The organism is Shouchella tritolerans (genome assembly GCF_025770735.1).
Classification (GTDB): Bacteria; Bacillota; Bacilli; order Bacillales; family Bacillaceae_D; genus Shouchella; species Shouchella tritolerans.
The window spans coordinates 185,382-205,034 of record NZ_JAODPB010000003.1; the positions used below are offsets into that span (position 1 = coordinate 185,382).

A 19,653-nucleotide genomic window follows, 5' to 3' on the forward strand; every position below is an offset into this window, starting at 1 on the left:
TGTTTTTTTATGAAAAAGGGAATTGGACTACTTAGCAGCGCCGCGGCGCTTGTCATGTTAGCCGCATGTGGCAGTTCAGGGGGAACAAGCGGGGGAGAGAGCGACAAAACCGTTGTCACTTTTTGGCACTCAATGGGAGGACAGGCACAGGTTGCCCTTGATCAAATCGTCTCTTCTTATAACGAGTCACAGGATGAAGTCCACGTAAATGCCGAGTTTCAAGGCACGTACGAGGAATCGTTGCCGAAATTTCATAGCGTTGGTGGGACGGAGGAAGCGCCAACCATTATCCAAGTGCAGGAGATTGGCACAATGTCGATGATTAACAGCGGCAATATTGTACCGATTCAACCGTTCATTGATGAAGAAGGATATGACATGAGCGGTTTAGAAGAAAATATTATCAATTACTATCATATTGATGGCCAATTTTATTCGATGCCATTTAATTCTTCAACTCCTGTCATGTATTACAACAAGGATGCGTTTGAAGCGGCTGGATTAGACCCTGAAAGTCCGCCAGAAACATTTGAAGACATCGAAGAAGCAAGCAAAAAAATCGCCGAAGCCAATGAAGGCATGAAAGGTTTTGCTTTACAAGCATATGGATGGCTGTTCGAAGAGTTGTTGGCCAACCAAGGGGGGCATTTGTTAAACAATGAAAATGGACGGGCCGATGTCGCTACTGAAGTGGCATTCGACAATGACAAAGGCCGCTCGATTTTTGAGTGGGTTGAGCGAATGATTGAAGAAGACACGTTTATGAATTATGGCACCAATTCAGACAACATGGTTGCTGGCTTTTTGGCAGGAGAAGTCGCCATGTTTATGCAATCGTCGGCCACATCTAGAGATGTCATTGACAATGCCCCGTTTGAAGTAGGCGTTGCCTTTATTCCCCACTCCGAAGAAGTAGAGCGTGAGGGTGTAGTCATTGGCGGAGCGAGCTTATGGATGTCAAGCGGCAAAGAGGAAGCCGAGCAAGAGGCGGCCTGGGACTTTATGAAATATTTGGCGACGCCAGAAGTGCAAGCTGAATGGCATGTCGGAACCGGTTATTTTGCCATCAATCCTGACGCTTATAACGAACAAGTGGTACAGGAGGCATATGAAGACATGCCTCAGCTGCAAACAGCCGTGCAGCAACTCCAATCGACGAAAAAGTCTGTTGCTACACAAGGAGCGCTTATGGATATGATTCCAGAAGAACGAAAAATCATAGAGACAGCACTCGAAAATGTGTTTAATGGCACAGACGCGCAAACAGCGTTTGATGAAGCGGTCAAACAAGTGAATGCGGCGATTGAGCAAGCGAATAAAGCGCGCGGCGATTCATAAAATCAAACAAGGGAAGCGATCCGTTCTGGGGAAAGGAAAAATAAGAATGAAAAAAACAAACATTTATGGCCATCGCGGCGCAATGGGAACACATCCAGAAAACACGCTGCTAAGTTTTCAAACAGCCCTAGAACAAGGCGCAGACGGGGTGGAACTGGATATTCAGGTGACGAAAGATGGGGAGCTTGTCGTGATCCACGATGACACGGTAGATCGGACGACCGATGGCACAGGCTACGTGCACGATTATTCGTTGCATGAGCTTAAGGCATTAAGCGCAGGCTGCCGTTTCAACAACTTCCCTGAATATGAACCGAGTTGGGATCAGGAACGGATTCCGACTTTACAAGAAGTGCTTTGCTTTCTTGCGCCGTTCGGTACCGAAGCCAATATTGAGCTGAAGCCACATTTAGCGAAACACCAAGGAATCGAGCGCCGTGTGCTCGAAACCGTCCAGGCTTGGGGAAGTCAAACGAAAATTATTTATTCTTCTTTTCACTTGCCGATGCTTTTAAGGCTCAAACAGCTCAACAAAACCGCTAATATTGCGTGGTTGCTTAACGTCAATTTGCCGTTGGCAGCTGATTACATGAGCTGCTTTCAATTTGAGTCGCTCCATGTCGACAAAAAGATTCTTTTAACCGAAGGAAATGCCTTTGAGCAGGAAGGATTGCTTTCCGTTACCCGCGCCTGGACAGCTAACCAAGACCAAGAAATACGGCAGCTGCTAGCGAAAGAGGTAGGCACGATCATGACAGACTATCCTGGCCGTGCCATTGCTTTGCGTGATGGAATGATATGAGAAAAGGCGGCTTTGATGCCGCCTTCAGACTTTAGACAAACGTTCGCATACTTCGTCGTTGGCCTCGGTCATATGCTTTGAAACTGTCGTTTCATGCGCAAGAGGACCGCTGCTCATGAACCCCCGTTCTATTCCCATCTTTCCTCGTTCTGACGGAGCTTGTAGGAAGAAGCTATAGTACGGGTTTAATGTTTTTGCGTTTTTGCTGTTAAATAAGCAATAAAAGACAGTAGCGCAAGAATAGCCCAATAGAAGCCACCTAAGCGATTGGTTTCGAACCATTCGTAGAGGCTGCCGCCAGTAATGTTGCCAAGGGCGCCGCCAACAGCCATGGCAAGATTGGAAAAGCCGAGAAAAATGCCAAGCGTTTGCGCAGAAGCTTGGCTGACTATATAGGAGTGAAAGGTGGGCTGCATCAGTGTAACCGATAAGGCAATGCCCATCAATGAGACTGTAAGCGTAACGACATGTTCAAAGGCAAGCAGCGGCAAAAACGTCGTTCCAAGTATCAGATAACCTGCTTGGAGCGATTGGCGAGCGGTGAAACGGTATGTCCACGCTGTTACTTTCATTTGTGTCGCGATAACAATCACAGTGACAAGTGTAAAGATCCAGCCTGAGCTGCCGCTGATCTTTGTCGCAACGACGGGATAAGTTAAAAACAATTGCTGGTGAATAAAATGATAAGGGATCATCAGCCCAATCATCATTAAAAGCGGCTGATTGGCGACAATTTGTTTCAATCCAGATAAGAACGAAATGTCGCTATTTGCTGTTTCTTGTTGGATCGGCAGCCCTAACAATGTACAACCAATTAGAATAAACAAAAGCCCGGAAAGCAAGCTAAGAAGCGGAAATTGTTGCGCTGAAAACAACACGCCAAATAAGGGGCCGAGAATTGTACCAGCATTGCCCGTAATATTTACGTAAGAGAACAACTTTTTATGATGCGCTTTCGGTTGTTTGTAAATCAATAAAGATTTCAGTGCTGGGCTGAACAAAGCTCCTCCAAGACCGCCAATTACGGCCATAAACAACAGCAAAGCAGGAGACTGGGCGAATCCGATGCCAGCGAATCCAGCGCCTCTGCATACAAAGCCAATAAACATCATCGCTTTATAGCCAAACTTATCGCCTAAATAGCCACCGAACATCATAAACCCTTGCTGGCCCGTTAAACGAAGCGCCAGCAGCAAATTGGCAAAGCTAAGGGAATAGCCAAGTTCGCTAGTAACGTACAACGAAATATAAGGAACAAACATAAAAAAGCTGAACGTCAAAAAGAATTCCGTTCCGATCAAAAGTGTGGCCCGCCACCCGTATGTTCGCCAAACTTTCCATGTACAGTCAGATTCCATCCATCAGTCCCTTCTTTCTTTGCCAAAAGCCGTGGTTAAAGAAAGCATACCAAGGGTTTCGCTTATCAGCAATAAACGGAATTGGCCACAATCTGTATCGGAAACAACTTAAGCCCCGCCGCAGGCGAGGCTTAGACTATAGCAAAACGCTCGCATCCTTCGTTGCTCACCTCATTCATATGCTCATGAACCCACGTTCTATTCGCATCTTCACTCGGTTTCGCGCCTCGGCTGACAAGCGTTTTCTATTAGTCTAGGTCATTTAATCGACTTCTTGGTACCGCTCATAGGCGGCTTGCTGGATCGACATATATTCTTCCAAGCCCATCGCTTCGACTTGAGCGACATAATCTTCCCATTCGCTTAATGGTTTTCTGCCAGTGATGAAGGCGTCTTCTGTTTCGTTGATGAATGTTTCAAGGTCGGCACCGACAGAATCGCGGAATTGTTGCTCTTCTCTTGTGTAGTTAAAAGCATTCCAAATTTCTTCAGGGGCATTTGGCGCGGCTTTTTCACCATTTTCAATTGAATTTGGCAGCGACTCTGAGCCTTTAAAATAGTGTTCTTGCACATAGCCAGGATAGCTGCCGCCAAGCCAAGTAATGTACGATGCCAATGCTTGGTCTTGCGTCAAACCATCAGGGTTGTCGGTAATTTCTTCTGTGTATTCAAGGGAGCCGTCTTCCTGTTTCGTGTACGTTTCTCCTTCCTTGCCCATGAAATAAAAAGTAGCGCCTTCTTCGCCAAAGAAGTAATCCATCCACCGAACGGTCGCTTCAGGGTGCTCATTTTTGTCAGTAATCGCGAATGCGCCGACATGGACAAGAGGTGGTTTGACATGGCTGTACAACTTATCACCGTGTGGGCCTTCTAACGCTTCACCGCCAGAATAGTGTTCTTGATTCATTAATGATTCTGGGTTGCTCGTTATGACAGCGCCAATTCGTCCTTCAGCTCCTTTCGCCAGCAGTTGAGCACTATCGTGTGTGTAAACTTCAGGATCGATCAGCTCTTCCGTATAAAGTTTATTCAAGTATTCGAGAAACTCTTTGTATTTTGGGTCGGTACGGAAAAAGCGCAGTTCTCCCTCATTTTCCGGGTCGACGTCAATAAATTTATGGCCAACGCCACGGTTGCCAAATCCCCAAGCCCCTTGAAGCTGTCCGCGAATTTCTGTCATATTTGTGCCTGAAAACGGAATAATTTCTCCTTCAGCTAATTCTGGCGTGTTTTTTACTGCCGTTAAATAGTCATAAAATTCATCTGTCGTCGTTGGCCGATCCATCCCTAGTTCGTCGAGCCACTCGTCGTTTATCCATAGCGGTACACCAATTAGCATCGGCAAAAAATCGGGGTCGTAATAGGATGGGAACGAGTAAATGTGTCCGTCTGGCATCGTTAGTCCTTTGCGTAAATCGGGATGTTTGTCTAGCACAGCTTTAAAATTAGGCGCATATTCTTCGATTAAGTCGTCTAGCGGGATTAAAATACCTTGCTCACCATACGTGGCCAAATCACTTGCGGTCAGTCTAGCCGAATAAAAGGCATCAGGATAGTTGCCGCTTGCAAATAGCAAGTTCCGTTTTTCCGCTAGTCCATCGAAAGCGGCAAGCTCAAAATTAATTTTCATATCGGTCATTTCTTCATACGTTTTCCATACGTATGTTTCCTCAAAGTTGTTCGAGTTTGGTTCTGATTTGCCAGTAAAAAACGTCAATTCAATCGGCTCTTTCACAATCGGAAACCCTGATTCATTAACGATGTCTTTGTTTTCGCTTTCTGTCGCTGTATCCTCCCCAGCGTTCGCACATGCTGTTGTAGCTACTCCTAATGTGGCCACAGCGATCAACAAACATTGCTTTTTAGTCATAACGACGTATCCCCCAATCAATTAAGTTCGCTCATATACACAGAAAAACCCTAATTAACGCCATCGGTTCTTGGCGCTAATTAGGGTTTTCTCCAGAAATACTCCACCCGTATATGAATCGTTGTTACGCCATATTATCTGCCAAATACAGGCCAATGTCAATTAAAAGATTGTAAATAATAAGCAAATTGAATGAACGAGTCATTGACAAAGAAAACGCATTCAATTATTTTAAAAGAACAACATTGTGAACGCATGCTTGATGGCGGCCTTTAAATCTTAATGACAGTTTCACTCTGTCTTAACATTCCTTTTCTATACTAAAAGGGAAAAGGTGCAAATTGCATATGTGGGTGGAGACGATGAGAAAACCCTTGTAAATGGTGGTCCTATGTTACGTGTACCAGCGTTTATTAGGGTTTTTTGTTGTGGAAAAAAGGAGGATGGGCATGGACCAATACAGCCATTATTTCTTTGATTTGGATGGGACATTGCTCCACGGGGGCATGCTTTTGCCGGGGGCAAAGGAGCTAATCGATGCCTTATGCGCCAACGGCAAGCACGTTTATTTTTTAACGAACCATCCTGTTCGCTCTAGGAAAGTGTTAAGTGCTGATTTGCAAAAGTTAGGGCTGGCTATTACGTATAACCAGTTGCTTACCCCTGTTATGGGCTTAGTCGAGTACGTACACTCGAATGGCTTGGCAAGCAGGAAACTTTATGTGGCCGGTTCGAACATGATTAGAGAAGAGCTCTCTGAACTAGGTTTGCATATAGGTGACCGTAAAAGGGGCAATGGGTCGGAGCAGGTAGCTGTAGTGCTTGGCATGTCGCCTGATTTGACGTACGGCCAATTGCAAGAAGCACTTTGGCTCATTCAAAACGGGGCGAGTCTTATTTTGCTCAATGAAGATTTACTCTGCCCGAATCCAAAAGGGTTTTTAATTGATACGGGCTCTTTGGCCCGATTGTTAGACCATCCGAGGTTTGGCCACCAGACAGTGTCAGTCGGCAAGCCATCTTATTGGATGCAAAAAGCGCTGTTGCGTGTAATGGAAGGAAAGATAGACAATGCGGTAATCATAGGGGACTCGTTGTTAAGTGACATTGGAATCGGCAATGCATTAGGAATGGATACCATTTTAGTCTATTCAGGCGTTACAACAAAAGACCAGCTATTCGGTACGGCTCATCACCCAACTAGTGTCTATGCATCTGTTCAAGAGATCTATCAAACAATAAAGGGGTAAAGCCGTATGTTTACGCAACCGTTTATTCATGCACTGACAGACAGCCAACAAGAAAAAAGGTGCCGTAATTCGAATGTGGATACGATTTTTTTGCTTACTGGAAAGATGCATTTGCTGCCTGACCAAGTTTATTGTTTCCAGAAACAGAATAAAAAAGTGTTCGTCCATGTCGATTTGATTTCTGGAATAGAAAGCCACACGCCTGATGGCATGCGTTACATCGCCGAAGTGATCGCACCTGATGGCATCATTAGCACAAGAAGCCAGTCGATCATCCAGGCAAAAAAATGTGGGTTAAAGACGATTCAGCGTGTATTTTTGATTGATACACAGGCAATGGAAAAAGCGGTACAAACGGTGAACAAAATCAAGCCTGACGCAGTAGAAGCGATGCCTGGGTTAATGCCAAGAGTCATAAAGGAATTAGTTGAAATGACTACCGTGCCAATTGTAGCAGGTGGATTGTTTAAAACAAAGCAAGAAATGGAAAGCGCGCTTCATGCAGGAGCAGTAGCTGTATCAGCTAGCATTATTTAGGGGGTACTGTTGTGGAAAATCGCATTGAACAGGCAAAAAAGCCGCTTAAAGCGCCGCCGAAAAGAAGATGGAATGGAATCAAACGCAACTGGGATCTTTATTTGCTTGTCCTTCCAGTTGTGATCTATTTTTTGATCTTTAAGTATTACCCTATGTACGGCGTGCAAATTGCTTTTAAAGATTTTATCGCTGCCGAAGGAATTTGGGGGAGCCCATGGGTCGGATGGGAACATTTTATTCGGTTTTTTGAAAGTTTTTATTTTGAACGTTTGATTGGAAATACGATCGGTTTAAGCCTCTATAACTTAGTGATTGGTTTTCCAATTCCGATTATTCTTGCCTTGCTTATTAACGAGATTCGTTATAAAAAAGCAAAGGGTTTTGTCCAGACAGTGACGTATGCGCCCCATTTCTTGTCGACTGTCGTTATCGTAGGGATGCTGTTTTTACTGCTGTCACCTAATGGCCTCGTTAACCAGATTCTCGGCTTGTTAGGTATTTCGGAAATTGCCTTTATGACTTCGCCTGAATGGTTTAAAACAACGTACGTGTTTTCTGATGTGTGGCAGCAAATGGGCTGGAGCTCGATCATTTATTTGGCTGCTCTTGCTGGCATTGACCCACAACTGCACGAAGCCGCTAAAATCGACGGTGCCAGCCGCCTAAGGCGAATTTGGCATGTCAACTTGCCAGGGATTCGCTCGACGATCATCATCTTGCTGATTTTGCAGACAGGGAGCATCGTGAGCGTTGGTTTTGAAAAAGTATTTTTGATGCAAAACCAGCTGAACATGGAAGCATCTGACGTGATCGCCACCCATATTTACCGAACGGGAATCGCAGGAGCCCAATACAGTTATTCGGCAGCAATCGGCTTATTTGAATCAGCGATTAACTTTTTTATTCTGATTCTTGTCAATTACACAGCAAAGAAAACAAGCCAGACGAGTTTGTGGTAGGGGAGGAATGTACATGAAACAAAGTACAGGCGATCGCCTTTTTGGTATAGCTGTTTACATGTGTGTGGCGCTTATTACATTAATCGTTTTGTATCCACTCGTTTATGTGCTCAGTGCTTCGTTTAGCGATCCAGCAGCCATTTTAAGAGGGGAATTGTGGTTGTTCCCAATCGATCCAACGATCGAGTCCTATAAAAGCGTGTTTCAAAATGAAGACGTCTGGATAGGGTTTCGCAATACTTTTCTCTATACGACTTTAGGAACGGCCTTCAATTTGCTTTTGTCGATTATGGTCGCCTATCCGTTATCACGAAAAGACTTCTATGGTCGAAATGCGTTGACGATTTTTCTTGTTTTTACAATGTTTTTTAGCGGGGGAATGGTACCGACTTATTTGCTCGTCCGGGATTTGGGGATGTTGAACACGATTTGGGCAGTGATCGTGCCTGGGGCAGTATCGGTGTACAATGTCGTTATTATTCGCACATTTTTCCAAAATATTCCCAATGAACTGCGGGAATCGGCGGAGTTGGATGGCTGTTCCAACATCCAATACCTAATCAAAATATTGTTGCCGTTGTCCAAGCCCGTGATTGCAGTCATGGTTTTGTTTTACGGCGTCAGCCAGTGGAATGCTTTTTTTGATGCATTGATTTATTTAACGGACAGAAATCTTTTCCCCCTTCAACTGTTCTTAAGAGAAATGCTGATCCAAGACCAACTGTCTGAAATGGTACAAGTCAGCGATTCGACATTAGACAATCACGCCTTAACAGTGGAAGGCTTAAAATATGCGGTTGTCGTCGTGGCCAGCTTGCCGATGTTGGTGTTGTATCCATTCTTGCAACGTTTTTTCGTAAAAGGTGTCATGATTGGTTCGATCAAAGGGTAATAAAAACGTGGTTAAACGCCATAAACATAAAAGAACAAAGGGAGGCAATAAAATGGACGTACAAGCAATTGCTCATAGAGGCTATTCCGCAAAGTATCCTGAAAACACGCTTGCCGCTTATGAAGCAAGTATAAACCTTGGATTTTCCCATATTGAGGTTGATGTTCACTTAAGCCGTGATGAAGTGCCTGTCATTATGCATGATCAAACGGTCGATCGTACAACCAACGGCACTGGCCTTATCAACACCTATACATTAAAAGAGCTGCGCCGTTTAAAAACGAGCGGCAACGAACAGATTCCGACACTTGAGGAAGTGTTGGACTTGGCAAAAGGGCAGGTGAACGTCGCAATCGAGTTAAAGCAAAACGAGAACATGTATCCTCGGTTAGAGAGGAAGGTAGCCGCATTAATAGAGGAAAAAAGAATGGCCAATGACGTTTATATCAATTCATTTAATCATGAATCGATGGGGACGTTGAGGGAGATTGCCCCCGACTTGGAAATTGGCTTAATCAAAAGTGACGCAACGCCAGCCTTGTTTCCTTATATGGAACAAATACAGGCGTCTTCCATTGCAATGGAGCTTCGTTTCTATACAGAGGCCTTTGCCGATGAGTGTAAGGAGCGTGGCTATCAGCTCATTGTTTGGCCAGTTGACACAAAAGAAGCGTGTAAAAGAATGGCAAAAAGGCCAGACGTGCTATGTACGGTAAACGAATTGGAGCTGTTCAAAGAAAACTACCATGCCTAACGGTTTGGCACATCTTGGAATAATAACTGAAGTGGGCAACTGGGTGAAAAGCGTCATTCCTAAACGACAAAAAAGTGTAAAAGGAAAGCAAATATTTCCCAAAGGAAATTAGCCATTTTAGGCGAAATACACGAATGGAACCAATGCTTTGACGTTTTTGATACGGGAGTGGAAATGCTTGTTATAGAGCAGTACCGGAGTTGATAGCGACATTTAGCGGACTTTGAGGGAAGCGCCAACCATTCGAAGGAGTGTGTAAAAGCATATGAAAGTAGGATTGAGTTCATACAGCCTGTTGCAAGCGTTAAAAGACGGACGCACCACGATAGTAGACGCCCTTCAGTGGGTAGCCGACAATGGCGGCGCCCATATGGAGCTCGTCCCTTATGGCTTTTCGGTTGTAGATGACTACGAACTGGCGACGAAGTTGAGAGACAAAGCAGCGGAAACAGGGATTGAGCTGTCAGCCTACTGTATGCCGGCCAATTTCATCCAGCCGACGGAACGAGCTTTTCAGGAAGAAGTTGAACGCATCCATAAACATGTCGATGTCGTCCAACATATGGGCATTAAGCTATTGCGCCACGACGTAACAGCGTTTTCCCTACCACCGGAACAGCGAACAGTTCATTATTTTGATGACCACTTTGAGGAGATGGTACGCGGGTGTCGGCTGATTGCCGATTATGCCAAACAATACGGAATGACAACAACGATTGAAAATCATGGTTTTAATGTCCAGTCAAGCGATCGTGTCCAGCGCCTGCTTCGTGCTGTAGACCGGGAAAACTTTAAAACGACGCTAGATATCGGCAACTTTCTTTGTGCAGACGAAGATCCGCTTGTTGGCATCCGTAAAAATTTGCCTCATGCAGCGACAGTCCATTTTAAAGATTTTTATGTGCGCCCATACTATGAGAATCCCGGGGAAGGGCCATGGTTTCGATCAGTAAACGGCAATTATTTGCGCGGTGCCATTGTCGGCCACGGTGAATTGCCGATTCGAGAAATTATCCGCCTATTAAAAGTCCATCATTATGATGGCTACATCGCTATTGAATTTGAAGGGATGGAAGATTGCTTTACCGGCTCGAGAATCGCTATGAATAACGTCAAGCGTTTGTGGAATGAGGTTGCACGAGATGGCTGGAAAGTAACGGCAGAGGAGGTGAGCAACGAATGCGTGTAGCGGTAATTGGTTTAGGGACAATCTCCGACATGCATATAAAATCGTACGCAGCCAATGCAAACGCAGAGCTGTATGGATTATGTGATGTCAATGAAGGGCGTGCCTATGAAAAGGCAGCGCTCTATGGCGTGGCAAACGTATTTACCGACGCAGATGATGTCTTTGCTGATCCGAATGTCGATGCAGTCAGCATATGCACTTGGAATAAAACACATGCGGATTTGGCTGTTGCGGCACTCCAAGCAGGAAAGCATGTCCTTGTAGAAAAGCCGCTGGCGCTGACAGTCGCCGAGGCCAAAAAAGTGCAAGCGGCAGCACAGGAGGCGAACACGATCTTGCAAGTCGGCTATGTACGCCGTTTTGGGGCAAATGCGCAAGTGCTGAAGACGTTCATTGATAACGGAAAGCTTGGTGATATTTATTATGCAAAGGCTTCGCTTTTGCGGCGCGTCGGCAATCCTGGTGGGTGGTTTTCGAATAAAGAGCTGTCTGGGGGTGGTCCGCTTATTGACTTAGGTGTCCACATCATTGACTGTTGCTGGTACTTAATGGGACGGCCAAACGTTGAACGTGTAACTGGCCATGTCTATGATAAACTCGGAAACCGTAGCAACATTGAGCACCTTTCGTTCTACAAAACGGCAGACTACGATGCAGCTACGAATACAGTTGAAGATTTAGCTAATGCTTTAATAACGTTTGAAAATGGCAGCTCGCTTATGGTTGACGTTTCTTACTCTCTTCATACAAAAAAAGACCACCTTTCTATGCAGTTATTCGGAACGAAAGGCGGTGCTGAACTCGAACCAGAGCTGATGCTTGTAGCAGAAGAACAAAATACGATTTTAAACATTGAGCCGCAATTGGATCATCCCACGTTCCATTTTGACAGTGCGTTCCAAAAACAAGTTGATGCGTTTGTGGAAGCGTGCTTAACCGGCGCCCCTTCTCCTGCTCCTGCCGAAGACGGGCTAGAATTAATGAAAATGTTGGAAGGCATTTATTTGTCTTCTGAGCAGAAACGGGCGATTAGCTTGTAAAACGGTTGTCTTTGTTTAGGTGAGATGATAAGCCTAATTTCTCTTTGAGTGGAGAAATTAGGCTTCTACTGGCATTTGAAAAAATCATAAGTCTTAGTTGATGACAAAAAGGTTCTCCTAGCTACTAGGGCGTGAGTAAACATATGTGGTGAAAGGCAGCATCATCCCTAAATTTCCCATCTATATTCATCTTTCCTATTTCGCATCATAATGTCTGAAAGGACCCCATTGTCAAATAGGAGATCGTGATGAAATTTAAACTATACTTTTTATCAGCTTGGAGTGTGCTTGATCCAATTTATTTTTATATTTCCCGGCTTCATTATCCAGAAAGCGCGAAAACCAATACAACCATTTTTCGAATCAAGCAAATTCGCTATAAAGGGCCGAATATCTGTTTGGCAGATGGACAGGAAATTTGCAAAAATGATGTGCTCGTAAAAATTCACTTGCACAATGTTCGCTTAATTAAAGAACTGTTTGCCATTGATAACGATTTAAAAAAGGCAAAAGTTTTAGTGCAAAAAGTAAAAGAGTCGATGCCTCCTCTTGCTTTTTACATAGAGAGGCAAGCCAATGCGAAGGACATCAAAGGGATTATTGGCGTAACGATGTTAAATAGGGGGTGTGAGCGACTCGGGTTTGAATCACACCCTATTCGAAATCGCTTTTATAAGGGGTTAAAAAGGGTATCGCAACATCCGATTTTTTTACTTTCCATGTCAAAGTTTCCCGCCAAAGCACGGAAAACCCCTTCCCCGATGTACGTGTTTATGTCTAAACAACGGCTGTTGGAAAAGTACGGTCCAAAGCCATTGCAGTCCTAAAGCATGACTAAGGGACTGCAATCACGATATAGCCATTTAAATCAGGAATTTTTACTTAGTTTTTTAATTTGCCATTAAAAAATACCTATTAATGAGAAAAGTCCTGAATATATATACCTGAATTAGGTGAACAAATTTTTTTCTGGAACAAAAGTTATTGGCAAAATGGACTGTTTATGTCCCGGAAACGTTAGCGATATGCGGAGAAAGAGCACGAATTGAGGTGTATAATAAGTCTGATTTCCTACATTTACAGGAACGTACGTTCTTTATTCGGGCGGTAAAAAGAAATATAGCCGGAAAAGTGCCTTTTGGCTTATATGGCAAAGCTTGATTGCAAGTTGATATAGAGAGAGAACAGGATCTTAGAACCAGTGATTTCCTTTAATTTACTATAATTAAAAAGTTTAAAAGGTATATTTTGGAATATAAGGCGCTTCATTCAAAATGATGCAGAGCAAAATGAGTGGTTTTAAGTGCTAGGCTATACGACTATGGACTCTGGACTATTGAAAGCCTTTTAATTTCAAGCTATGCTTCTTGGTGGAAAGAAGAAGTTATGACCTACTACTAAGAGGCTACTTTAATACGAGAGGAGTGATTGGAATGTCAACGTTATCTAGGGTGGAAACAGCCCGAACGGATAAACAAAAAAAGCGAGTTCAACGTATGGAAAGGACGAAAGCAGGTGTCCTGTCCTCTGTAGCGATTGGTATGGCAGGTTGCTCCCAAAGTTCGGCTATGGCTTCTGCTGATTTACCGGCAATAGGAACTGGTGTTGAACAAGTAGCCATTGCTGCCCAAGGGAATTTTTTAGAAGCTCCTGCAATTAGGCAATCGCCAATAGCGTATAAAATGCTGTTGGCCTCGCTAGTCGAGAAGCGAACCAGCAATACAGGTACATTTTTATATACACTTAAAGATGGTGACATAGAAACGAATGTTTATGGATTTAAAACAACCAGTGACCCTACATATGAAGAAAGTCTCGAAACCTATAATGAAACAGGAAGTTCCGAATCAACATCCGAACATAACAACGAACATAACAAGCTGGACAAAGCGGAACCAGCGCAGAAGCAAACACATTCAAAAGAAACAACAACGCTTGTTGGAGAGGATGATTCGAGTAGCCGCGGCACAGAAACGACAAATGATACGTTGAATGATGATTCTTTAAATAAATTGGAAGGCCTTGCAGCCAATAATGAGGCGGAAAAGGATGGTGGCAGCGTGGCAGAAACAGAATCAACATCACAAGATGAAACAGGAGAACGAGAGAATGAAAGCAGTGATCTAGATCAACAAGAAAGCCCGGTCAATCAGGAGATAATCCAATGGAACAATCACGGCCAAGTAGTCGACATTAACGGCAACCGCTTTGCGATCGAAACCGAATACGGCCCCAAATGGTTTGTCCTTAGCGAAGGTTTAGAGACAAGTTTTGAATCCGTGCGTACTGGCATGGTTTTAAGCATCTACTTTACAGAACAAAATGGCGAAAATGAAGTTTCAACATTCTTTATTACATATACTCCTGATGAAGGGGAACGGGCCCAGTTTGTGGACGCAACCTTTTTAGGCTATACAGGGGAAAACAAGCAAAGCATCCTTGTTTACATCCCCCACCAAGAAGTCATTTACGACTTGTCGAAACAATTGCAAAAGCGCGATCTTGATAAGGAATTTGAGCACGGGGCAGCGATTACAATAGGCACCGTAATGCATGATGATGGTTCTGTAACGATCGAATCAATTGAGACAACTTTATAAGTGCCAATAAGTCTGACACCATTACCCTAAATAGAAAACGCTTGCGGGAAACGCGTTATCTACAGGCTGAACCTTGCGCTCAACGTGCAAGGTTTTTTCCCTATTCAAAAAAGGAGGAGCGCTTCTGTTAATGAAGAATATAGAGAACAAAGGGCGTTAAGCGTTGTAGGGAGCGCTGGCATGAGTTAATCAAACGTTTAATGAAGTCCGACGATAACAGATTGAAAAGTAAATGGAATGACTTTAAAATGAAACAAAATCACCGATGGGGAAGGAGAGTACGGATATGGATTTAAATGTGAAAGGCAAATCGGTACTTGTGTTTGCTTCAAGCAAAGGAATTGGTCGGGCGATTGCTAGCGAATTTGCGGCAGAAGGAGCAAGCGTTGTTCTCGCTAGCCGTGATATCGCCGCATTGGAAACAGCAGTTGGGGAAATACAGGCGTATACAGGCAATCCCCGGATTGCGTGCTGCCGATGCGATATGACTAGGGCAGAAGATATTGAGGCGGCGTTGTCTTTTACAAACGAAAAACACGGGGCTATCGATGTATTAATTAACAATTCGGGAGGACCGCCGGCTGGGGGAATCGACCAGTTTGAGGATGGGGATTGGCAAAACGCTTATGAATTAAACTTACTAAGCTACGTTCGCGCTATCCGCGGAGTGCTGCCGTATATGAGGGCGCAAGGCGGCGGCCACATATTGAACGTCACTTCTTCATCGATAAAACAGTCACTCGACAATCTGCTGTTGTCAAATACGTTCCGCGCGGGGGTACTAGGCCTTGCCAAGAGCCTAGCGCAAGAGTTGGCCAAAGACAATATTCTCATTAATACATTAGGTCCAGGGCGCATTGCCACGGATCGGGTTGAAAGCCTTGACCGTTTAGCAGCCAAAGAAAAGCAAATGTCATACGAAGATGTAAAACAGGCTTCAGAAAAAAGCATCCCTCTTGGTCGTTACGGCAAACCAGAGGAGTTTGCCAAGCATGCCGTTTTTCTCTGCTCCGGGGCCAATACATATGTGACAGGACAAGCGTTTCTTGTTGATGGCGGATTAGTGAAAGCCTTGTAATCTAAGCACTGTATCATGAAGGCAAGAAGTAGACTACATGTACGTAAGAAGAGAGGGATCGGTGTATGCGCTTGTTTCGTCCTGTTCAGGCGCCATTGTTGCAGCAAGATAGCGATGATAGCTACCAATATACTGAGTATGCGCCAAGCTGTGATTTATCCGCCTATGTTGCCTGTTATTGGACGAGCTCGTTTCAAGGAGGGAAAGCGCGATACCATCGTATTCTTCCAGATGGATGCGTCGATTTAATTGTTACGATCGATGACAACAGCGCACAGGCATTTGTGGCTGGTTTTATGAACCAATTCGAAGTTTTGCCATTGGCAGAGCCAACCTTTTCTTTCGGAATCCGCTTCTTTTCTGATTCGGTCCATACATTATTGCACCACCACCCTGCTGACTTTGGGGATGGAGGCATTGAACTGGAGCTAGTATGGGGAAATCCAGCTTTTGAAATCGTCGAGACCATTGCGCAGGCTCGTGATATGAAGGAGAGAATTGCGGTCGTCGAGGCGGTTTTACGAAAAAAGCTAGATAAAGCGTATCGGCCGGAACGTTTGTTTGAGCGCTGCATGGCTCATATTTTTGCGAACAAAGGCATGCTTTCTGTCCATAAACTTGCAAAAATGGAACATTACAGCGAGCGGACTGTGCGCCGTACGTTTGCCCATGAGCTCGGCGTTTCGCCGAAAGAAGTAATGGAAGTCGTCCAGTTTCAAAGTTTGTTAGCAGGCTTGCAGCAAAACGCCCATGCACGGCTTGCCGATTTGGCTCTATTCTACGGCTATGCCGACCATGCCCATTTGTCGAAGCAATTTAAGCGTTTTTACGGATTGGCTCCGCAGACAGTAATGGCACAAATCGCGTGTCAATCAAAAAGTGGCTAAAGGTTGTCCGTTTTTTTCAAGCCCCGATTGGGATAATAGGCAATAATGGCATTATAGCCTATTGAAAGGAGTCATTTGTTATGACGATAAAATTAGATATGGTTGGAATTGTGGTTGCCAATATGAGAGAAGCACTTGATTTCTACCGGGTGCTTGGCTTTCAAATAGCGGACACGCACAATGACGACATGCACGTTGAAATTGACCAGGAAGGGGTACGCCTGGCGTTTGATAAACTTGAAATGGCAAAAGAAATTTACGGAAACTGGGAAGAACCAACGGGGCACCGGGTTGAACTGGCCTTTCGTTGTGAGAGCAGGGAAGCGCTGGACCAGCTTTATGAGAAGATTGTCGACAAAGGCTACGTTGGCTATAAAGAGCCATGGGATGCCTTTTGGGGCCAACGTTATGCGATTGTCCAAGATCCAGATGGGAATTTAATTAGTTTGTTTGTATAAAAACAACAGCGATTTAAACATGTCTTGTTTAAATCGCTGTTGTTGCTTATGTTTGACCGTTTTTTCCACATTCCATCCTAGTGACAAAACAATCAAACATAATGCGCGCCGCCATAGCAGTTGTGATGTCTTGATGGTCATAAAGAGGATTGACTTCTGCTATATCAAACGCATCAACAAGGGGGTACAACGCATCTAAGATCGCGAAACTTTGAACCGGCGTCAACCCGCCTGGTTCGTTGGCGCCGACTCCTGGTGCGTATGCCGGATCGAGAACATCCATATCATATGTTAAATAAACGAGATCGACGTTTTCCATTACGGCTTTAATCTGTTCGGCAATGGCCAGTGGATCAGACTGGTGAACTTCCTGTGCGGTAATTTGGTGGATGCCGATGTCTTTTAAATAGCTGGCGTACCAAGGGTAATTATAACTGCGTACCCCTACTTGGACAATGTCTTTAGCAGAAACATGTTCAAGCTCAATTGCTCTGCGCATTTGACTGCTTTGTGAATACCTCCCTTGGACAGGGGATTCGTCAACGAGGTCAAGATGGGCATCAAACTGGATAATGCCTATCCGCTTTCCAGGGTTCTGGTCGTGCAGCGCTTTAATGAGCGGGTAGGAAATCGAGTGGTCGCCTCCTAGCACAAAGGGAAAGGCATTTTCAGCAAGCACTGCTTTCAGTTTTGCTTCTGCATGTGCAAACGTTTGGTCTGTGCTATAGGCGGCAATTTCGATATTGCCATAATCGGTTAACGCATTTTTCGGCAATGTGAACGTTTTTCGCTTTTCTACATTGTACACTCGGTTGTTTTCAATGCGATTGGCAAACCAGGCAAAGGCTTCCCGTATTTTTTCTGGAGCAAACCGTGATCCTGGCCGCCCCAGGGAGGCCCCTCCATCCCAAGGGAAACCGACAATGCCAAAAGTAGAATATGGCTTCATGCTTGATGCACTCCTTTGTCTTCTAGTTGTGTAATTTCTACCTTGTTTGGAACACTTCGGCGTGTGTAGCAAACATAAAGGATCGCTCCAGCTGCGAGCCAGATGAAAAAGAGGATATACTCCGTCATGCCCATCGAAATCGGCGTTCCAGGAATTAGCATCGCCGCAAGCAAGATTGCTGAAAATAGTGTAGCAGCGTAAGCCATGTAGATGCCCCCTGGCATTTTATATGGCTTTTGTAAATGTGGCTGTTTGAGGCGAATGTTGACAGCTGCACATGCCATACAAAACCATGCAATTAAAAAAGCGATCCCTCCCATTATAACGAGGGGGAGTAGCGCGCCGCTGCCAAAAAAGGTTCCGACAATAGAAAAGGCCGCCATCGCCCACACCGTCTTGTAAGGCGTTTTATAACGAGTATGCTCTGCCGCAAATCCTTTAGGAATAAAACCGCGAGCCGCAAACGATTGAATCAGACGGCTGCCAGCTAGTAAAAAGCCATTGAATGTAGTTATGACGCCAAGGAGCACACCAAATACGACAATTAGTGGCAACAAGGTTGAACCTGAGCGCGCTTCTAACGCATGGATAAGAGGAAGCGCCCCCATCTCCCCCATTTCAGATGCAGGCATTAAAAAGGCAGAAGCAAGGACAATAACCATATACAGTACACCGCCTAAAAGAATTGTCCCAATGGTGACTTTGCCTAAGTTTTTATAGTTAATGCTTGCTTCAGCTTCGTCAACTGTTTTTGAAACAGTATCAAAGCCATTCATAAAAAATAGAATCGAAGAGATCGCTAAAATGATGCCGCTAAACGCATGCCCATTTTCTGTCTGCAACAAAGGTGCTGCATTCTGAGGATCGCCTAGGAAAAAGCCGCCGCCTAAAAAAGCAAGGAATGTGACGAGCATCATCGCTGTAGCAATCGTTTGAAAGCGTACTGACAATTTAGCGCCGCGAAAGTTTAACCAGGATAGACCGAAGATCATCGCCAAACTGAGCAGAATATGGGGTAAATAGACGACTTGTCCCATTAGCGTATAAAGTGGATACGAGTTTAATAACGGAAAAGCGTAAGCGAACAAGAGCGGCACGGAAATCGCAACCCATGGCAAGATAATGAGATAGCCTAAAATAAGAAACCATCCACAAATAAATGCTGGCCATTTGCCAAGTGCATAATGGGTATAGGCAAATTCGCCTCCGCTTAATTTTAGACTGGACGTAAGCTCTCCATAAACAAAGCCAATTGGAATAATAAGCAGTATTGTCGCCGCTAAGGCAATAATGGCGCCTAAGCTCCCAGCCGAGGCCATCCATTGGGGAACGGATATCACCCAACCGATGCCGATCATGCTACCGAATGCCAGTCCAAAGAAGTCAGTAGTAGTCATTCCTTTTTTGTTCATCATCTGTCATGCTCCTGTTGCATAGGATTTTTGTATAAAAATTCATTAATTCTTATTATATTAAACGTTGTGCTTGCATTTATCAATAGTTTAATTGTAGAAAACGAATATATATTCATGTTGGCGTTTGGGTTCATATCCAGTAAAAGAAGGATTTTCCTTTTTCTTTGTTGAATTTGATTAAAAAAGGGCGAGTCAAATGGACAAAAAACGCTCGATTTTCAACAACTTTGCCCCCCTTGCCAAGATGAATTGTTTGCACATACTTACTATGACAGCA

Annotated in this window: 18 protein-coding genes; 14 read left to right on the forward strand and 4 right to left on the reverse strand. The window is 44.4% G+C overall.

Annotated elements, in window-relative coordinates:
- Positions 1–9 precede the first annotated feature (9 nt).
- Together N6H06_RS11350 and N6H06_RS11355 are read left to right on the forward strand one after the other, a co-directional pair.
- Entirely contained in the window at positions 10–1,338 is a 1,329-nt protein-coding gene (locus N6H06_RS11350) for an ABC transporter substrate-binding protein (RefSeq protein WP_062749116.1), read from the forward strand.
- A gap of 46 nt (positions 1,339–1,384) precedes the next feature.
- Positions 1,385–2,140: a glycerophosphodiester phosphodiesterase gene (locus N6H06_RS11355; RefSeq protein WP_062748796.1), complete on the forward strand. Its 756-nt coding sequence runs from the start codon at positions 1,385–1,387 to the stop codon at positions 2,138–2,140.
- 185 nt (positions 2,141–2,325) lie between these two features.
- Here the strand turns inward: N6H06_RS11355 and N6H06_RS11360 are convergent, their stop codons facing one another.
- Both N6H06_RS11360 and N6H06_RS11365 read right to left on the reverse strand, forming a co-directional pair.
- Positions 2,326–3,498, reverse strand: a complete 1,173-nt coding sequence (locus N6H06_RS11360) for an MFS transporter (RefSeq protein ID WP_263706624.1) — start codon at positions 3,496–3,498, stop codon at positions 2,326–2,328.
- 262 nt (positions 3,499–3,760) lie between these two features.
- Positions 3,761–5,368 carry an extracellular solute-binding protein gene (locus N6H06_RS11365; RefSeq protein ID WP_062748792.1) on the reverse strand — a complete coding sequence of 536 codons (1,608 nt, stop codon included), beginning with the start codon at positions 5,366–5,368 and terminating at the stop codon, positions 3,761–3,763.
- A 449-nt stretch (positions 5,369–5,817) separates the two neighbouring features.
- On the opposite strand from N6H06_RS11365, the gene N6H06_RS11370 reads away from it, so the two are divergent.
- The 12 genes from N6H06_RS11370 (at position 5,818) to N6H06_RS11425 (ending at position 17,012) form a co-directional block, all read left to right on the forward strand.
- Positions 5,818–6,618: an HAD-IIA family hydrolase gene (locus N6H06_RS11370; RefSeq protein ID WP_062748790.1), complete on the forward strand. Its 801-nt coding sequence runs from the start codon at positions 5,818–5,820 to the stop codon at positions 6,616–6,618.
- 6 nt (positions 6,619–6,624) lie between these two features.
- Positions 6,625–7,155 (forward strand): glycerol-3-phosphate responsive antiterminator, encoded by a 531-nt coding sequence (locus N6H06_RS11375; protein WP_062748788.1) that lies wholly within the window; start codon positions 6,625–6,627, stop codon positions 7,153–7,155.
- Between the two features lie 11 nt (positions 7,156–7,166).
- The gene (locus N6H06_RS11380) at positions 7,167–8,114 is read left to right on the forward strand and encodes an ABC transporter permease (RefSeq protein WP_062748786.1); all 948 of its coding nucleotides are present in this window, start codon (positions 7,167–7,169) and stop codon (positions 8,112–8,114) included.
- A 13-nt stretch (positions 8,115–8,127) separates the two neighbouring features.
- Positions 8,128–9,006: a carbohydrate ABC transporter permease gene (locus N6H06_RS11385; protein ID WP_082808351.1), complete on the forward strand. Its 879-nt coding sequence runs from the start codon at positions 8,128–8,130 to the stop codon at positions 9,004–9,006.
- A 52-nt stretch (positions 9,007–9,058) separates the two neighbouring features.
- Positions 9,059–9,760, forward strand: a complete 702-nt coding sequence (locus tag N6H06_RS11390; protein ID WP_062748782.1) for a glycerophosphodiester phosphodiesterase — start codon at positions 9,059–9,061, stop codon at positions 9,758–9,760.
- Between the two features lie 265 nt (positions 9,761–10,025).
- Complete coding sequence (locus N6H06_RS11395) at positions 10,026–10,949, forward strand: sugar phosphate isomerase/epimerase family protein (RefSeq protein WP_062748780.1); 924 nt, start codon at positions 10,026–10,028, stop codon at positions 10,947–10,949.
- Positions 10,940–11,989, forward strand: coding sequence for a Gfo/Idh/MocA family protein (locus tag N6H06_RS11400; protein WP_095238258.1), 1,050 nt, complete (start codon positions 10,940–10,942; stop codon positions 11,987–11,989). Before N6H06_RS11395 ends, N6H06_RS11400 begins: the two co-directional genes overlap by 10 nt.
- 248 nt (positions 11,990–12,237) lie before the next feature.
- Entirely contained in the window at positions 12,238–12,816 is a 579-nt protein-coding gene (locus tag N6H06_RS11405) for a YkoP family protein (RefSeq protein WP_062748776.1), read from the forward strand.
- 606 nt (positions 12,817–13,422) lie between these two features.
- Positions 13,423–14,589, forward strand: coding sequence for a hypothetical protein (locus N6H06_RS11410; protein WP_062748774.1), 1,167 nt, complete (start codon positions 13,423–13,425; stop codon positions 14,587–14,589).
- Positions 14,590–14,875: 286 nt separating this feature from the next.
- On the forward strand, positions 14,876–15,667 hold the full coding sequence (locus tag N6H06_RS11415; protein ID WP_263706640.1) for an SDR family oxidoreductase: 792 nt from the start codon (positions 14,876–14,878) through the stop codon (positions 15,665–15,667).
- A gap of 65 nt (positions 15,668–15,732) precedes the next feature.
- A complete protein-coding gene (locus tag N6H06_RS11420; protein ID WP_062748770.1) occupies positions 15,733–16,554 on the forward strand; it encodes an AraC family transcriptional regulator in 822 nt (273 codons plus the stop codon).
- 80 nt (positions 16,555–16,634) lie between these two features.
- On the forward strand, positions 16,635–17,012 hold the full coding sequence (locus N6H06_RS11425) for a VOC family protein (protein ID WP_062748768.1): 378 nt from the start codon (positions 16,635–16,637) through the stop codon (positions 17,010–17,012).
- A gap of 46 nt (positions 17,013–17,058) precedes the next feature.
- Here the strand turns inward: N6H06_RS11425 and N6H06_RS11430 are convergent, their stop codons facing one another.
- On the reverse strand, positions 17,059–17,961 hold the full coding sequence (locus N6H06_RS11430; RefSeq protein WP_263706641.1) for an agmatinase family protein: 903 nt from the start codon (positions 17,959–17,961) through the stop codon (positions 17,059–17,061).
- On the reverse strand, positions 17,958–19,376 hold the full coding sequence (locus N6H06_RS11435) for an APC family permease (RefSeq protein WP_263706643.1): 1,419 nt from the start codon (positions 19,374–19,376) through the stop codon (positions 17,958–17,960). Before N6H06_RS11435 ends, N6H06_RS11430 begins: the two co-directional genes overlap by 4 nt.
- Positions 19,377–19,653: the final 277 nt, after the last annotated feature.